The sequence below is a fragment of the Annamia dubia NIES-4383 genome, assembly GCF_055394725.1.
Genome location: NZ_AP025630.1, coordinates 67,462 through 82,830 on the forward strand (window position 1 = coordinate 67,462; position 15,369 = coordinate 82,830).

Annotated in this window: 15 protein-coding genes; 8 read left to right on the forward strand and 7 right to left on the reverse strand. The window is 33.0% G+C overall.

The window, feature by feature from the left end:
* Positions 1-262: 262 nt before the first annotated feature.
* Complete coding sequence (locus Anndu_RS00295) at positions 263-898, forward strand: phycobilisome linker polypeptide (RefSeq protein WP_464102454.1); 636 nt, start codon at positions 263-265, stop codon at positions 896-898.
* A 40-nt stretch (positions 899-938) separates the two neighbouring features.
* Here Anndu_RS00295 and Anndu_RS00300 read toward each other — a convergent pair whose 3' ends face one another.
* Complete coding sequence (locus Anndu_RS00300) at positions 939-2,036, reverse strand: Get3/ArsA fold putative tail anchor-mediating ATPase NosAFP (protein ID WP_464102455.1); 1,098 nt, start codon at positions 2,034-2,036, stop codon at positions 939-941.
* Between the two features lie 106 nt (positions 2,037-2,142).
* Complete coding sequence (gene petP / locus Anndu_RS00305) at positions 2,143-2,334, reverse strand: cytochrome b6f subunit PetP (protein ID WP_464102456.1); 192 nt, start codon at positions 2,332-2,334, stop codon at positions 2,143-2,145.
* 91 nt (positions 2,335-2,425) lie between these two features.
* On the opposite strand from petP, the gene Anndu_RS00310 reads away from it, so the two are divergent.
* On the forward strand, positions 2,426-3,256 hold the full coding sequence (locus tag Anndu_RS00310) for a CPBP family glutamic-type intramembrane protease (RefSeq protein WP_464102457.1): 831 nt from the start codon (positions 2,426-2,428) through the stop codon (positions 3,254-3,256).
* Between the two features lie 72 nt (positions 3,257-3,328).
* On the opposite strand, the gene hetL is transcribed toward Anndu_RS00310, so the two are convergent.
* The gene (hetL, locus tag Anndu_RS00315) at positions 3,329-4,024 is read right to left on the reverse strand and encodes a heterocyst differentiation pentapeptide repeat protein HetL (protein ID WP_464102458.1); all 696 of its coding nucleotides are present in this window, start codon (positions 4,022-4,024) and stop codon (positions 3,329-3,331) included.
* 116 nt (positions 4,025-4,140) lie between these two features.
* Here hetL and Anndu_RS00320 point away from each other — a divergent pair, with 116 nt between their 5' ends.
* The 5 genes from Anndu_RS00320 (at position 4,141) to Anndu_RS00340 (ending at position 6,773) form a co-directional block, all read left to right on the forward strand.
* Positions 4,141-4,542 carry an acyl-CoA thioesterase gene (locus tag Anndu_RS00320; protein ID WP_464102459.1) on the forward strand — a complete coding sequence of 134 codons (402 nt, stop codon included), beginning with the start codon at positions 4,141-4,143 and terminating at the stop codon, positions 4,540-4,542.
* 148 nt (positions 4,543-4,690) lie between these two features.
* Positions 4,691-5,341, forward strand: coding sequence for a methyltransferase domain-containing protein (locus Anndu_RS00325; RefSeq protein ID WP_464102460.1), 651 nt, complete (start codon positions 4,691-4,693; stop codon positions 5,339-5,341).
* A 224-nt stretch (positions 5,342-5,565) separates the two neighbouring features.
* Positions 5,566-5,886, forward strand: a complete 321-nt coding sequence (locus Anndu_RS00330; protein ID WP_464102461.1) for a DsrE family protein — start codon at positions 5,566-5,568, stop codon at positions 5,884-5,886.
* 79 nt (positions 5,887-5,965) lie between these two features.
* On the forward strand, positions 5,966-6,376 hold the full coding sequence (locus Anndu_RS00335; protein ID WP_464102462.1) for a DsrE/DsrF/TusD sulfur relay family protein: 411 nt from the start codon (positions 5,966-5,968) through the stop codon (positions 6,374-6,376).
* A 16-nt stretch (positions 6,377-6,392) separates the two neighbouring features.
* Positions 6,393-6,773 (forward strand): hypothetical protein, encoded by a 381-nt coding sequence (locus Anndu_RS00340; RefSeq protein WP_464102463.1) that lies wholly within the window; start codon positions 6,393-6,395, stop codon positions 6,771-6,773.
* Positions 6,774-6,838: 65 nt separating this feature from the next.
* On the opposite strand, the gene Anndu_RS00345 is transcribed toward Anndu_RS00340, so the two are convergent.
* The 4 genes from Anndu_RS00345 to Anndu_RS00360 form a co-directional block, all read right to left on the reverse strand.
* The gene (locus tag Anndu_RS00345) at positions 6,839-7,768 is read right to left on the reverse strand and encodes a lipase family protein (RefSeq protein WP_464102464.1); all 930 of its coding nucleotides are present in this window, start codon (positions 7,766-7,768) and stop codon (positions 6,839-6,841) included.
* A gap of 108 nt (positions 7,769-7,876) precedes the next feature.
* Positions 7,877-8,785 carry an o-succinylbenzoate synthase gene (locus Anndu_RS00350; RefSeq protein ID WP_464102465.1) on the reverse strand — a complete coding sequence of 303 codons (909 nt, stop codon included), beginning with the start codon at positions 8,783-8,785 and terminating at the stop codon, positions 7,877-7,879.
* 176 nt (positions 8,786-8,961) lie between these two features.
* On the reverse strand, positions 8,962-11,763 hold the full coding sequence (locus Anndu_RS00355) for a zinc-dependent metalloprotease (RefSeq protein ID WP_464102466.1): 2,802 nt from the start codon (positions 11,761-11,763) through the stop codon (positions 8,962-8,964).
* A gap of 181 nt (positions 11,764-11,944) precedes the next feature.
* Positions 11,945-12,337: a response regulator gene (locus tag Anndu_RS00360; protein ID WP_464102467.1), complete on the reverse strand. Its 393-nt coding sequence runs from the start codon at positions 12,335-12,337 to the stop codon at positions 11,945-11,947.
* 290 nt (positions 12,338-12,627) lie between these two features.
* Between Anndu_RS00360 and Anndu_RS00365 the strand changes: the two genes are divergently transcribed.
* Complete coding sequence (locus Anndu_RS00365) at positions 12,628-15,294, forward strand: DNA gyrase/topoisomerase IV subunit A (RefSeq protein WP_464102468.1); 2,667 nt, start codon at positions 12,628-12,630, stop codon at positions 15,292-15,294.
* Positions 15,295-15,369: the final 75 nt, after the last annotated feature.

Consider the following 15,369-nt stretch of genomic DNA (forward strand, 5'->3'; position numbering starts at 1 on the left):
TTTTGGTTCATCTACTTACCTTATCAATTATAATTGTCTGTGAATTTTGAGCCGATTTAACGGTTTTTGATCAAATTGCATTAAAATTTAACATTTCTTAGTAATTCTTTAAATTACTTTGTTTGATTTCAAACACTGTGCGCAAATTTAACAAAAAGTAAATATATATAAAGTTTATTCAATTTTGGTGTTCAATCTTACTAAAATAAAGAAATCAGTAAATGTAGATCAACTAAAACATCTTTAAATATGGAGGATTTGTATGGCAAACGATACCGCAATTTATTCTAGCACAGTTAATGATTTAGATAATTCTTTTGTCACAATAAGGGTAACAGGCCTACGTCAAAATAAAAATTTACGGCGTGGTTATTGTACATTTAAAGTTTCCCATTCTAATATGAGTGAAACTATGCGCAGAATTAATCGAATGGGTGCTAAAATTGTAGATGTAACTTTTTCTTCTCAATATGAGTCCCATCGTGAAGAATTAGAAACCCATTTTGTGGGTACTGATTTAGCGATTAATTTTTATTTAGATCAAGCTTACAAATATGAAGAAAAAGTAGAAGCTCCAGTTATTTCTACTCCTACTGAAACGGCTATTATTGAACAAATTGAAGTACAAAATACTGAAGTTGAAACGGAAATTGAGGTGGAAACTGAAGGTAAAACAGAAGTTACGGAAATTACACAAGAATCAACTGAAATATTAGAAAATACAACTAATATAGAAGAATCAACTGAAGATATAGATCCATCTTGTGCTGGTGAATTGATAAGTAATGAAATAGCTCAAAAAACTCAAGATCAATCTGAAGTTAAAACTTCAGATCATCATGGCAAAAAAACGGCTATTCATAAGCATAAAAAAGGTTGGAAATCAAAACGGAAATAAAGCTTTAGCCCTTCTCCTTTGGGAGAAGGGAGAGAAATATTTATAAAGAAATAATTAAATATTGATCCTGAAATTTTGCACCTTTAACAGTTTGCCCTTCTAAAGGAGGCGGTAAAATTATATTTCTTCTTTGATTTCCTGCTTCGATCGTTATTTCTTTATCGTATTGGGTGAGTTTTACCTGTTTTTTTGCAAAACCGGGCAAAAATACCTTAACTTGACGATTTTCTCTATCAATAATTAAAGATTTAGGGGCGGATCTAGTGTCTTGAAAATTTGGTAATGCGTCCATTATTTCCTGCCAATTTTGATTAGTTTGACTAGGAATATTAGTAATAGTTAATGGGTGAAATTCTTGTTCAATTTCTGATGTAGTTATCCCCTGATTTAATAATAATCCGGCCACTGTGACTCCTACTTGTTGGGCGCTTCCCCATAAATATTTGGCCGTGGCCATCGCTACTGGATCTTCCGTTGTGACAAGATAGATAGCCAGACGTTGGGGATCTGCGATTAATTTTTTACCGTCTTCTAATAGCTCACTGGCTTCTTTCGTAGACTCTTGACTCCAATTGTCAGAAGTCCATGATACATTTAAAATTGCACTGGTTACAGGGGGAATAAAGGGGGAAATGGCTTTTCCTAAGTCTGAGTCAACTAAAACTTGACGAAAACGCCGTAAATACCAACTGAACACCTCCGGCCCACCTAACATTCTCAATAATTCTTGATCTCCTGTACCATCAAAGACGATGACATCATAATTATTACTTTTTTCATATTCCCGTAGAGCATTAAGGCTTAAAATGGCATCCATCCCAGGTAAAATACTTAATTCTTGCCCATAAACCTTTTTAAAGGTAGGCGATCGCAAATATTTGGTTTCTAATTCTTTGATCATTTCCCAGTTTTTTTCGATCAAAGAGGTGGAGTTCAACTGTACTAAATCAAGATTAGCTCCGATGGTTTGGGGTTCTTTGGTGGGATCAACGCCTAATAATAGACGAAAAGCGGGGGTAGTATCTTGAGTAACGAGTAACACCCGAAAACCTTGGGTGGCCATCTGTTTACCCGCGGCGATCGCCATTGTAGTTTTACCCGTACCACCCTTACCTAAAAAAGAAAGAATAAAAGTCATTTTAAAAGTAAACAGTAAACAGTAAATATTCACCCCCAGTTCCCCAATAGTTGGGGTTTTGGGGGATCCAAATTAAAGATCAATTGTCAATTCAATTAATCATTGATTAAGCGGGTTTAACTTCATCTTCAAAAAACCAGCTTGATGTATTATCATCAAAAGAAACAACCACTCCAACACCACTACCATCAGTCATTTTAAAGTCTTCAACAACGCCGACTTTACCTAACTTAGCCAGAAGATCAGAAGAAGGCTTATCTCTAAGACGATATACTTTAACTTGTTGTCCGATTTCCATTAGTAATTTTTTATAAAATAGGTGAAATTAATAAATTATTAATAGTTGTACACTGTTTGAGAATCAAAGTCAAATAAAACGGGAGCAAAAAATGGATTTATTCGAGCAAGGTAGTCAATTTTGGTTAAATATCAGTAATTCATGGTTAAAAGTAGGATTATTTTTCATAAGTTGGTTAATTTTTTGGATGCCGATCGCCTTTTATTTGGGTAATAAATTACAATGGCAATTTCCTAAACCTCTGAAAGTAGAACAAAAAATACCTTTAGTAATTTCTTTATATTTAATTGCCCCAATCATATTATTAATTATCACCCAGTTTAAAAATGAATCTTGGTTAAATTATGGATTAGAATGGAATCTTGATTTAGTAATCTCTTTAAGCTTAGGTTTTCTGATAGGAATTATTGGCATTTTGATCACATTTTACTTACAATTTCTATTAAAATGGATTAACTGGCATCCAGAAAATTTAAGTAAAATTAAAGAATTTGTTTTACCAGTTTTTGCTTTAGGTTTAGGCATTAGTTTAATCGAAGAAATAATTTTTAGAGGTTTTTTTATTTATCAATTTAATGAAAATTTTTCGTTAATTAATACCGCAATTATTTCTAGTATAATTTTTGCAATTTTACATTTAATTTGGGATTATGAAACGGCTTTTCCCCAACTCCCCGGATTGTTTTTAATGGGCTTAATTTTAGTTTTAGCCAAATATTTAGATCACAATAGTATCGCTTTAGCATGGGGTTTACATACGGGTTGGATTTGGATTTTAACCTGTATAGATTCAGCTAAAATTATTAGTTATAATAAAAATATTTCCCCCTATTTAATCGGATTTTATCAACAACCCTTAGCAGGTTTAACGGGAATTTTTTGTTTAATTCTAACAGGATTATTTTTATATGTGATCAATTGATTTAATTTGGTTTTTTTATTACTTTTACAAGAGAGCTAATATTTCGATTCAATAATTATCAATTGTCAATTATTAACTGATAATTGCCCCTTCTAAATTAACTTGACTTAAAATTGTACCAGTTAAATCAGCGCCAGTTAAATCAGCCCCCATCAATAAAGCCCCAGTTAAATCACAATAACTCAGATTAGCATAACTTAAATTCGCATTTCTTAAGTCAGTACGAACACAATCACGGCCAATTCCCATACTTAAATTAGCTCTAAATAAATTAGAACCTGATAAATTAGCTTTATATAAAGAGGCTTGACTCAGATTAGCATAACTTAAATTCGCTTTAAATAAATTGGCATTACCTAGATCCGTCAGTTGATCAGAAGTGGGGCGAAAATCCGCTTCAATCAGGTTAGTATTGGCTAAACTAGCACCATTAAGGTTAACTCCACATAAACTAGCTTTTAAAAGATTGGCATGATCTAAAATCGCCTTAATTAACTTAGCACCACTGAGATCCACGTCTATTAAACAAGCAGAAATTAAATTAGCCTCAGTTAAATTAGTACCCCAGAGAATAGACTCACAAAGATTAGCCTCAGTAAAATTAGCTTTAGTAAAATTAGTTTTTCCTAGCCGAGACTGACGAAGATCTGTGCCAGAAAAATCAATTTCTGATAAATTAAGATTAACTAGCTCAATTTCCTGTAGTTTTAAGGATTTAAAATCTCTTTTTCCCATTTGATATTGTTGTAAAATTTCATTTGTATCCATATTTTTTGATGTATTTTTTTGTTATTAATGTTATACTTTAATTTAGTTAAATTTAATTATAAATTAAAAATGTTTGATTTGATAATTTATTTTTAATATTGATTTTAATTGATATTATGTCTTTTAATTATTTTCGGATTATTCGGTTAACGGATACGGATGGGGCTGGGGTAGTTTATTTTAGTAATTTACTATCTATTTGTCACGAAGCTTATGAAGATTATTTAACTTCAATTGGGCTTAATTTTAAAGATTTAGTGTATCATAGTATGATTAGTTTACCAATTGTTCATGCTAAAATTAATTTTTTTAAGCCTATTTTTTGCGGCGATCGCATTTTAATTCATTTAGATTTTAATATGATCAAAAGTGATAAATTTGAAATTAATTATCAAATAACCCCCGAATTATCACCAGATATTATGTTAGCAAATGCTCAAACTGTTCATGTTTGTATTGACAAAAAAACCCGTAATAGGATAGATTTACCTGAAGCAATTAGATTAGTTATTGGGTAAGTGGGAAGTGGGAAGTGGAAAGTGGGAAGTGGGAAGTGGAAAGTGGGAAGTGGAAAAATCCAAAACTAGTATTAATAGTATTAATAATTAATACAAGTTATCAATTATTAATTATTAATTATCAATTATTAATTATCCATTATTATTTATGTTATTAAGACCAGAACATCGCACTAAAATAGATACAACTGAAGATGAATATTTCTATTCATTTCCTCGTTTTGTTACCCATGTTGATGATAATTTTATTAAAACATTAACTAATCTTTATCGAACAAAATTAAAGCCAAATATGAAAATTTTAGACTTAATGAGTAGTTGGGTTTCGCATTTACCCGATGAGATAAAATTTAGTCATATAGAAGGCCATGGCATGAATGAAGAAGAATTACAAAAAAATCCGAAATTAGATCATTTTTTTATTCAAAACTTAAATAAAAATCCCCAATTCCCATTAGCTGATCAGGAATTTGATGCGGTTTTAATTGCAGTTTCGATCCAATATTTACAGTATCCTGAAGCAATTTTATCGGAAATTTATCGTATTTTAAAACCCGATGGAATTGTTATTATTAGTTTTTCTAATCGAATGTTTTATCAAAAAGCAATCACCGCATGGCGTGATAATAATGAAGAAACTAGAGTTAAATTAGTAGAATATTATTTAAAATCAATTGAAGGTTTTAGTCAACCGGAAATTATCATTAAACCATCAAATTTACCTAGTTTTTTACAAATGTTAGGAATTAGTGGAACGGATCCTTTTTATGCCTTGATCAGCCGTAAAACAAGTTTTTAATTTGTTACAAACAAGATGCTTATATTACATAGGTTTCTAAATTTAAAATCAAAAAAATTAAATTATTGTTACAAATAACAAATAACTAATTGTTAAAATTCCCTTAAAATATGTAATAAATCTTTGTATTAGGTTTTCAGAAAATATGCTATAGTTTTCAACAATTGTCAATTGTCCATTGTCAATTGTCAACTGATAAAGTTATCAAATTAAATGAAGATAATATGGCAAAATATTTTTTAGTAGAATCTCGTAGTCCTTTTGATAGTGTGGAAGTAATCCATAACTATCAATTAGCATCTGATCTAGCCAATGCAGGTCATGAAGTAACATTATTTTTAGTGGAAAATGGGGTATTTGTTACCCGAACTCAAGCTGATGTTAGTAGTGTTAATGTGTTAAGAAAAGTTAATCTTTTAGCTGATGAATTTTCCCTCAGAGAAAGGGGAATTGAATTATCAGAAATTAGAACGGAAATTAAGCCTTCAGCCATTGGAGTTATTGTTGATGCTATGGCGGAAGGTCAAAAAGTAATGTGGCTTTAATTTTTGTTATTAGTTATTAGTAGAAAAACGATTTAAACAATTAAAAAAATTAAATTTCATTAGGTAAATTAAGCAACAAATGAGCAAACAAACCTTAACATTTTTATTAATGGATGCACCTTTTGAACAGGCAAGAGTAACAACTGCTTTTCGTTTAATTGAAGATGCTTTAGAAAAAGGTCATGATATTAATGTGTTCACTTATGAGGGGGGGGTTTCCCTTTCTTTTGCTGAACAAAAACCCCATGCTAACGCTGTACACGGGCGTTCTGTGGAAGAAGAAGAACATCCTTTACCTAAAGAATGGATCGCATTTCTTCAAGAAAAAGCTCAAGAAAAAGGCTGTAATTTTGATTGGATTAATTGCGGTTTATGCTTAGATGAAAGAGGAGTTAATAATGCGATTAATGGATGTCGTAGAGGCGGCCCTGCTGATTTTTTAGAGTGGGCAAAAAAATCTAGTTCAACATTAGTTATTGGCACAAAATAAGGAGCTAAAAACAAAAATGAAAGTATTACAAATTATTCAATCAGCTTACCGTTGTACCATAGAAGAACAGGATGATCCCGTAGTTTGGTTTGCTCAAGTTTTACAAAATAACGGCGGTGAAATTGACATTTTATTAAAGGGAAATGCCGTTAATTATGTCATTACTGGCCAAGATTCTACGGGCTTAAAATTTGGTAAATGGACACAAAATCAACCTGCTAAATTAGATTTAGATTTAACAGATTGTCTTAATAATGGTTTAGGAATTTATATTATTAGTGAAGATGCCCAAGAAAGGGGGATTCCAACTAATAGAATTATTGAGGGAGTTAAAGCAATTTCTCGTCAAGAATTACCCGTTTTATTTGAACAATATCAACAAGTTTGGCATTGGTAAATTAATAATTATCAGCTAATAAAAAATTAGGGGTGAATAGCCACTCACCCCTAATTTTTTAATGTTTATTCAACTGAAATTATATTTTTAGGATTATTTAAAGCCTCTTTTAAAATTCCAATATAATTATTCAAATTATGATCATTAATGCCATCAGTTCCTAGTTTTCCTAAATCTTGAATTCTTCCGAAAAATCGATCTTTAGTTTTTTGCCACCAGCCTAGATCTTGAAGATGGACTTTCTTTTGTGTATCTAAATAGACTAATTGTCCAGCATGATTATACTCAAGAGCAGGGGATTTTTTAACAATATCTATGGGGACTCTTGGCACAATATCATTATTATTAACAAGCCGGAAAAATCCTTTTAAATTACTACTTAAAGCTTGATTAAAATTATCATTTCCAACTCTGGGTTGCCCATAAGTATAAAGAATAATATCCGGTTGATAATTTTCTTTTAATTCTATCCCACAGGCGGCCGCTCCTAAGACGGCCATTGCACCGCCTAAACTATGGCCAGTAACGAAAATAGGACGTTTATTTTCTGTTAATAATTCCGCCAAAATGTCTTTAACACAGGGCTTTTTAGAAATTTCTTGTTCCCCATTCCAAATTCTAATTTTTGAACTCCATAAAACGGTAAAGGCCGCATAAAATCCTCGGTGAACTTTACCATTTAATCTTTTAACTTGAGTTAATTTTAAGTCGGTTAATACGTCTTGAATTTCTTTTGGTTCTGTACCACGAAAACCAACAATAATTTTATCATTATCAGCTAAAATTAAAGCTTGAGAATCTTCTCCTAAACTGCCATAATCGAAAAGATAAAAGTTAGTAAATCCCCAATTATTGATTTGATTAATGACATTTTTTCTGGTTTTTTCATCATCTTCAAATGATTGATAAACTAAAGAAGATACTTTAGCTAAAGCATAGGCATTACTAATATCAAAGCCAAAATTTTGAGCATTAAACGGAAAATCTTGAGACATATTTTTTTTATTTTGATTTAATGATTTGAATTTGTAGCAATTATTAATAATATAACATGGTCAGTTTTTTCTGATTGTTAATTTTTATTACTATTGCCTATTTAAAATTTAAGCAAATTGATACATTCCAATGCCAACTGCGCGATCGGGATTCGATAGATCTGAAGCCAATTTGATCAGGGCATTTCTACCTATTTCCGTTTCAAAAACAGAGGAAAAAACCACATCTATTTTTGATTGATAAAGAAAATGTCTTAACGATCGAGGTGAGCCAATAATAGCCGCTTTAATAATATAAATACCCCGCCATCCGCGCCGATAACAGTCTTCTAACAATTGTAAATTAGCCACCGATTCATCAAGGGCGATCGCAGTGCGATAATATTGACTAAAACCTAACATTTCATCTAATTGATGGGGGGGTAAAGGTTGCTCAATAAATTCTACTCTGCCCGTGCGATCGGCTATTTCTAACCATTTAATCACCTGATCATGGGTTTTTAAACCGCCATTAGCATCAAGACGCAATTTCGCCTCTTTTGGTAACATGGAAATTAAGCGTTCAAATAATCTTAATTCCGTCTCAAGATCATAAACACCAATTTTCCATTTAAAAGTTTTATAGCGTTTTTCCCAGCCTTTTGTCCATGCCCTTAACGCTTCTTCCCCAGAGGGCAAAAGATAGGTATAATCCATAATGCGATATTGAACGTAGGGATGAAATAAAGCATCTAAAGCCGATTCAAAAGCAAATTGACAAGCGGGAAAACGATTAGGAATTTTCGCAATTTGTTCCCTTGTGATAAAATTTCCCTGTTGTTGACAAAATTTTAAAGCCTGTTCATAGGTTTCCGATCCAAACCATGAAATAGGGGCGATCTCTCCTTTTCCAATTTTTCCTGTTTTATCTGTTAATTGAATGATAATTCCTTCTCTTGTTTTCCAAGTGCCGTGATAAGTTTCAATCGGTTTACGGAAATTAATCTGATAGGGGAAGAATTGAAAACGATAGGTCATATTTGAGAGTAGTTAGGTAGGTAATAATGGATTAAACAATTAAGCCTTAGAACATTCTATTATTATTTCATAGATTAAGGATTTATGCTCGAAATCTCAATTAATTTTTGGTTTTTGAAAATTTTTAGCATTTATCTTTTTCAAAAGTCGAGATTTTTATTACTGATTACTTAATTCTATTGTGCCTGTATCTGTGCAGAAAATACTTTTTGAAGGCGATCGCTAGTTTCAGTTAAATGAGCCTTTGTTTCCAGATCTAATTGACGATCATATTTTCCCAAAAAGCCATCAATTTGAGATTTCAACTCCCGTAACTGATACCATGCAATACTTCTGGCATCTTCCGTTACATTTGTTTGTCTCAACACCATCGCCACTAAAATATTCAAATGTTCCCTTTGTAAAGAACGCCGTAAACTTGTAAAATTAACATTCTTAGCATCTGGCTTGGCTATTTCTCGCCAAACGATCATTTTCATTTGATCTAATAATTCAGACAAAGACAAAAGCTCAGAAGCCTCAGATTTACTCTCTAAATCCTTTAAGATACCTAAACGATAATCAGATAATAACCAGTTTAACATATCCCTCTGAAACCACGAAATAGAGTCATAAACTTGATGATCTAAATTGCCAAAAGCGGGTTCTTCCCCCCAATGACTCCAACGGGAAGGGGCTAAACGATTGAGTAGATCAGGGGAAAAATTAAAAGCATCCTTAGCGAATAAATATTGATCCAAAATCATTAAAGCTTGACGTTGTTCGGTGAGGGAAACCGTCTCAAAAGGGTTTCTACCGTTAGGATCATGGGGATGATCTCGATTAAAATACCGTCCTCCAATATGTTTTTGCACTGGCCAAATTTGGCTAAAATAATAGGACATAATGAGATTAAATTTTAATCTTATATCACTATAGGTTTCATGTTTAGACGGATAATAATTCTCTAATTCTTTTATCATTAAACGAGCATTTTCCATCTGTACAGTGGCATAATTTAAACTATCTTTCCCTAAATCATACACTTCAATCTGTGGATCTTCAAAGTTCCATAAATCTTCATCCGTACCGTAGGCCAACTCCGGCTCCGGCGCACGTTGGGCAATTTGTTTTAAAAATTCTTTCTCATGGGCTGGAAAGACTTTACCACTTGGCTTATAGCCATATTCGATCGCCCAGTAATCATAAGGGCCGATCGTGGTGGGATAGTAGTCTCCCTGTACTATACCAGAGGGGGCGAGATTAACCGCCGTATAATCCATTACTGAGCCTACTGAGCCATAATTTCTAGTTAATTCAATATTATTTAATTCTTCCGTAGTTCTGAGGGTACTACCATGAAAATTATGACGTAAACCTAAAGTATGTCCCACTTCATGCGCTATTAAATCAAATAAAAACTGTTTAATATAGGTTTTCATTTCTTCAGAAGTAGAGGGAATATATTTTAATAAAGACATAGCTAAACTACCGCTTTGTAACTGAGTAGTTGATCCTAAGCCATAACAATAATCTTGTTGAGTAATAAATTTTGATAGTAATGGTGACAAAGATTGATTTTTAATTTCAACTAAAGAGGCTCTTTCTTGTGCTTGTTTAAATAAGTTTAAACCCCACATATTTTGAGAAAATTGTCTACATAAATTAAAGGATTGATTGTTACCAACAAATTGACTTAAATTCTCATATTCTAACTTAGCATAACGGATCGCATCGGCATTAATAATAACATCAGCATCTAAAATTTCTCCCGTTAAAGGGTTAACATGGGAAGGCCCAATGCCTAAAAGTCCAGACTGAAACATTCCTGACCAAATAATAGTATTATAACGACTATCGGCCGGATCCCAATCAGCATCATCGGGCATTTGTTTAACTTCGATCGCCTCTTGAAAACCGATTTTTTCAAAAGCTTTATTCCAAACTTTAATTCCTGCTTCTACAGTGTCTCTATATTCTAAAGGAATGGCACGATCTAACCAAAAAATAATCGGTTGTTTGGGGGGTGATAAAGTAGCATTAGGATCGGTTTTTTCTAAATTCCATCTATTAATATAACGTACAAAAGAATCTCGATTTTGATAATTAGATAAATCTTGATAGGCGGTGATAAAATAACCTACTCGATCATCCGCTAAACGGGGGCGATAACTATTTTGAGGAATAGGGCTTAAACTATAATGAATTGTTAAATCAAAATTATTACTATCGGGTAAAACTGGCACATATAAAAAGGGATCAACAGAATTAAAACGCTGTAAAATATCTAATTCTAAATTATTAGGAAAAACCTTAACTTTTCCAAAATTAGCCGTTTCAGGATCGGGGGAAAAAGTCCCCCCTAACATAAAGGGTAAAATGGCAGAAAATGAAGTTAAATCTTTACCATTTAAGAAAAGATCAGCTAAATCAATTAAAAGGCTGTTAGTCTCATCATTAATGCTAATGATGGGAATAGAATAGATCGTAGAATCACTAAAAGAGCTTGTCAAACTGTTAGCTAAATTTTGACCTGTTTCATCTCGAAAATTAAGATTAGGAAGACTAATTTTAATTCTATTTTTAACCCTTTCAAAGCGAAAGAGAAAATTATTAATCGGCATTCCATTAAGTAAAAAACCTTGGCCAACGCCACTGGCTAAAGTCGTTAACCAGAGAAAATCTTGATTTAATTGTTCCGGTTTAATTTCTAAATAAAATTTTTCCTCTTTTTCATCTTGATATAAAGTAAAAATTCCTGTTAATTTAGCCTTATTTTCTATCACTTCATTAAAATCTCTTAAGGGCAGATCTGTAGTAATTTCGGCCGTAGATTCTCCCTGTGCCATTAAGAAAGAAGGGGTTAAATTATTGCCATTAAAATTATGATTAAAATTAACATTAATTTGAGCATTAATTAATGATTGTTTAAACAAAAATAAACAATTAAAAATAAAAATTCCAATGAGAATTAATCCAAAAAGTCTTTGTTTTTTCATTATTGTTACTAGCAGTAATTTCTTTAAATATGCAGAGCGCCTTAAAATTATGATAGAATTTTAAGGTTATTTTTGATCTTAAGAAATTAAAAAATTTGGCTTTGTTTGTGTACCCCTACCCTTTAGGGATTGGGGCTTTTCCCACCGTGACAAATTAATCAACTTATAGTACAATAGTATTTTACTTAATTAAAGCTTGAATTTTATTGACAAACTCTTGATGATCAACGATCGGTTTTGATGAATAACTATCAGCACCACTTTGTTCAAGGAATAATTCCTTATGTCCTTCCATCGCATGGGCTGTAACTAAAATAATGGGGATAGTAGCAGTGGTGGGATCACCTTTTAATATTTGGGTAAGTTTGATCCCATCTACAGGTTTTCCCTCATAAACGCTATTGGCCAAAGATACATCCATTAAAATTAAATCAATTCCACCTTCTTGAGTCAATTTTAAAATTTCATCCACCTGATCAGTTCCTTTTACCTCAAAGCCACCTCGTTTAACGAGAATTTTGGTAAAAACTCTTAAGTTAATCGGATCATCCTCAACGATTAAAATTGTTGCCATAATTAATTTACTTCAATAAACTTTACTAAATAATGATTTAATTCTAAGATTACTAATCTATTAACAATTGACAATGAACAATGGATACTTTGACAAGCTTACTAAAGGATTGAAAATAAAGAAAATTTTTTTAAATCTAATTAATCAATTGTCCACTGTTCACTATCAACTGTCAACAGATCATTTCTATTTTAAACTAACTTAAACTAAAATTTTTCAATTAAATCCGCAATTGTACGGAAATAAACTAGCACAAACTATTATTTTAGATTAACTATTATTTCAAACTCATGGCAAAACAACTACAATTACTTAAAGGTCAAATTATCCCCACCGCCCTCCACACGGAAATGGAGCGCTCCTATTTGGAATATGCCATGAGTGTGATCGTGGGTAGGGCTTTACCAGACGTGCGAGACGGCTTAAAACCTGTTCACAGGCGCATTTTATACGCCATGTACGAATTAGGTTTAACGCCCGATCGCCCCTATCGTAAATGTGCGAGGGTGGTGGGTGACGTTTTGGGGAAATACCACCCTCACGGCGATCAGTCTGTCTATGACGCTTTAGTGCGCATGGTGCAAGACTTTTCCAGTCGTTATCCCCTCTTAGCCGGCCATGGTAATTTTGGCTCAGTAGACAATGATCCGCCGGCCGCTATGCGTTACACCGAGACTCGTTTGGCTTCCGTGGCCTACGAGGCGATGTTACAGCAAATTGGCGAGGCTACCGTTGATTTTACCAGTAATTTTGACAATTCCCAACAAGAGCCGACCGTTTTACCCACCCAACTGCCCATTTTACTGTTAAATGGCTGTTCGGGCATTGCGGTGGGCATGGCTACCAATATCCCCCCCCATAACTTAGGGGAAGTGGTAGACGGTTTGATCGCCTTGATCGATCAGCCGGAACTATCTGATGACAAGCTTTTTGAGTTAATCCCCGGGCCTGATTTTCCCACGGGGGGCGAAATTGTGGAAACGGCGGGTATTAGGGAGGCTTATTTAAGCGGTAGGGGCTTGATCTCGGTGCGGGGGATCGTCCATTTAGAAAGGCTGGAAGTGGGCAAAAAACGCAAAAAAACCATTGATGCGTTAATTGTGACGGAGTTGCCCTATCAAGTCAATAAGGCGGCATGGATCGAGAAAATTGCGGAATTAGTTAATCAGGGAAAATTAGAGGAAATTGCGGATATTAGGGATGAGAGCGATCGCAACGGGATGCGGGTGGTGATCGAATTGAAAAAAGAGGCTAACCCACAGGAAATTTTAAGCAAACTTTACCGCCAAACGGCTTTACAAAGTAATTTCGGGGCGATCATGTTGGCTTTAGTTAATAATAAGCCTTGTCAACTCACTTTAAAAGAATTATTGGTAGAATTTTTGAAATTTAGGGAAATAACCTTAACTAGACAGTATGATTTTGAGTTAAAAGAATGTGAAAAACGCTCCCATTTAGTAGAGGGTTTATTAACTGCTTTAAATAATTTGGATCAATTAATTGAAATTTTGCGTCATGCTCAAGATGGAAGCACGGCTAAAGCCCGTTTAGAGGTAGAATTAGGCATTACGGACGATCAAGCCGATTCAATTTTAGCCATGCCCATGCGCCGGATCACTGGCTTAGAAAAGCAAAAATTACAACAGGAATATGAGGATTTACAGGCTAGAATAGCTCAGTTAAATCTTTTATTGCGCGATCGCACCGAATTAATGAAAGCCTTGAAAAAAGAATTAAGGGCATTAAAAAGAAAATTTGGCGATCAACGCCGTACCCGTATTAAGGTAGATCAAACTAACAGTAAAACCAAAGAAGCTAAGAATATTACAGAAAATTCTGAAGTTAAAACGGTGGCTAAAACTGATGTTAAAAAAGTTCAGCAAACTGAAGTTAAAGCTCAAACTAAAACTAATTTAAAATCAGAAGATCAAACTATTACTAAAGAGAGCGAAGATCAACCGAAAAAAGTTAAAACTGTTACCAAAAAAGAAAAAACTAAAGTAACACAAGATCAGCCAATGTTAACTTTATTTAATCCTGAAAAACCCCCCGAAGATGCAGTTTTAGAAATTACCCATCAAAATTATATTTATTGGACAAAACCTAATCATGATCATGGTAATTTAACTAAAGTTAATCAAGGGCAAGATTGTGTAATTAAAAAATTACCAATTAACAAACAAGAACAATTAGTAATTATAGCCGATCATGGTAAAGCTTACCCTTTACAAATTGAGGAAATTCCTCCTATTATTCAACAACCACCTCAAACTATTTTAGGTTTATTATCTTCTACTGCTCAAAGAGACGGGAATAAGGCTTTACAAAGCTTTTTCATGCCTTTAGATTTTGCAAATCTTGATCTATTTTTGCTAACACAACAGGCAAAAATTAAACGAATTAAAGTAGAAGAATTATTAGAATTAACTAACAGAGGATCAAGTTTAATTAAACTAAAAGATCATGATTATTTAGCTTTTGTTGACTTCACCCAAGAGGGTAAACAACTGGCGATCGCCACTAATGGCGGCCGAATTTTACGCATTGATGTAAGGGATGATCTGATCACGATCATGGGTAAAAGTGCGCAAGGAAACCAAGCTTTAAAATTAAGATTTAATGAGAAAATAATTAATTGTTTATCTTTAGAAGAAGATGATAATTTATTGTTAGTATCTCAATTAGGTTATTGTAAGAGAATACCCTTAAGTGAAATTCGTTTTTGCAAGTTAGGAGATATTGGTACTTATGCCTTACAATTTAGCTCAAAAACTGAACAATTAGCGGGAATGATCCAAGCTAAATCAGGAAAAATTGCCTATCTTTTAACTGATCAAGAAAGAAAAATAGAATTAAAAATAGATCAAGTTCGTTTTTGGGGGAAAGATGGCACGGGAGATCAATTAATTAAACTTAATTCTAATGAACATATCACGGCAATTATTGATCCTGAATAAATATTAATTGATTATGTCAAAATTTGGGGATTTTTTATATAATGACAAAATCACTTTTATTTTTTGAGAAAATCC